The following is a 2,250-nucleotide window of genomic DNA, read 5'->3' on the forward strand; positions in this document are numbered from 1 at the left end:
CTCCTTAATCAAGCGTGTTATACGTATTTATCATTTCCAGCTTTGAGGAAAAGTAAATCTATATTATTGTCGAACAGCTAAAAAACGCAAAAAGAGCCCGTTGTTGGCAGGCTCCTCCGATTAAAACTTATATTTAATTTTTTATTTGCTGTTGCTAAGTATATCGTCCCAACCTCGTGTTGTCAAAAAAATCTTTACGTTTGAGGAATGAAAGATGGAGATATAGGGGATTACTCTTAGGAAAGAAAGGAGACGAACCTCATGCTAACGCGAAAAATAACCGTTTCAGCTATCGTATTTGTACTCATCCTCATGGCGGGAGGCGCATGGAACCATCGTATGACCAAACAGCGCTCCAATGGAACTTATATGCCTCCCTACAATTACACGTTTAACATCTATTCAACCAGATATTCTACAATTACGATGGACCTCTCCTATCCCTTTTCTCCGAGGGAATATGTAAGAATCATTCATAGAGTGAAAAATGAACAAGCTCCTTATATACTTCACAATGAAAGACTGGATAGGCTATAATAAGCAGGCGCGGTCATTATCAACGGGACGAACTTGCCGCACCCTTTGGAAGACATTATGGCGTACTCCTGTATGAATTCAATTCGGCCATTTACCGATACCTTTGCTGATCATATGCCACGTGATAACATTTCACATTAACGATCAGGAAGAGCCCAAAGTTCAATCCGTTATTGTCCATGCACTGACGGGAAATGTTATTTTCCAGCAATGCATCAAGCCTATATTCGATACCAGAAGACGATATAGTCAAAGAGTCCTCTCGAGAAGTGGGCTCTCCTAATCTTCGAATTATCAGTCTGAGGGATGTTTTGGCAAAAATTTATAAATCTCTCCTGATTCAAACTTATCAATGAGTCGGCCTAACCATAGGTAATAACTCACAGCCATCTCCATTTTTTCGATATCGAAACGTACGTGCATAAGAAGAACGTTACGGCATGCGTTCTTACACCGAAAGGCAAAGAGATTCGGACTTTCGGTACAATGACAGATGATCTGATGCAGATGGCCGACTGGATCAAAAGTCATCGTTGCACTCATGTGGCAATGGAAAGTACCGGTGTATTATGGAAGCCCGTGTACAACATTCTCGAGCTTGAAGAACTTCAAGTAATGGTGGTGAATGCTCAGCATATTAAGGCAGTACCGGGACGAAAAACCGATGTGAAAGATGCCGAATGGATTGTGAATATATTGCGGCACGGTCTGCTGCAAGGCAGTTTTATTCCCAATCGAGAGCAGAGAGAATTGCGCGAACTGGTCCGCTATCGCCAAAGCTTGATTGAGGAACGCTCCCGAGAAGTCAGCCGGATTCAGAAGGTACTGGAAGGAGCGAATATCAAGCTCTCCTCGGTGGCTGCGGACACACTTGGTGTATCCGGGCGGGCTATGATTGAAGCTATGATCCAAGGGATGGAGGATCCCAAGGAGTTATCCAAGTTAGCCAAGAAACGGTTAAAAAACAAGAAAGATGACCTTGAGCGTACGTTACAAGGGCTGATCGGACCGCACCAGAAGCTCATGCTAGACGCCCAATTGAAGCACATTGATTTCCTCGACGAGCAAATCTCCAAATTGGATGAAGAAGTTAAGTTGCGGATGCTCCCTTTTGAGAAAGACCTGGAGCGATTGGATACGATTCCCGGTGTCGGTCGACGTAACGCTGAACAGATCTTGGCTGAAATCGGTACCGACGTAAGAAATCAATTCCCATCTGCTGCCCATTTGTGTTCGTGGGCCGGGATGGCTCCAGGGAACCACGAAAGTGCCGGAAAACGAAAGTCCGGTCGAACACGTAAAGGAAACAAGAAGCTGCGCCATGCGCTAGTCGAAGCGGCGCGAGCTGCCGCTAGAACCAAAAACACGTATCTTTCTGCTCAGTATCATCGCATTGCCGCTCGCAGAGGTGCCAATCGTGCCGCCGTAGCGGTAGGCCATACCATATTAACGATCGCCTATTATCTTTTAACTCGCGAACAAGACTATGTTGAACTGGGCGCCGATTTTTATGACCAACGCCGGAAAGATATTGTGATCAAACAGTCGATCAAACGATTAGAGTCTCTGGGAGTTAAAGTCAGCATCGAACAACCGGCCTAATTTGACGCTGATACATATAGTTCAAACCGAGGCCCTTCAAAAACCGGAATAGCAAGGGTCTAGCTTCGTATTGTCTAAAGGCTAATTCCAACATACTTAGATTTTCAAGAG

The 2,250-nt window shown here is 44.8% G+C and carries 1 protein-coding gene; it reads left to right on the plus strand.

The features are described 5' to 3' along the window. Positions 1-942 precede the first annotated feature (942 nt). Positions 943-2,139 (plus strand): IS110 family RNA-guided transposase, encoded by a 1,197-nt coding sequence (locus tag PVA01S_RS26275; RefSeq protein ID WP_127610826.1) that lies wholly within the window; start codon positions 943-945, stop codon positions 2,137-2,139. Positions 2,140-2,250 lie beyond the last annotated feature (111 nt).

It is taken from the genome of Paenibacillus validus NBRC 15382, assembly GCF_004000985.1.
Taxonomy (GTDB): Bacteria; Bacillota; Bacilli; order Paenibacillales; family NBRC-103111; genus Paenibacillus_G; species Paenibacillus_G validus.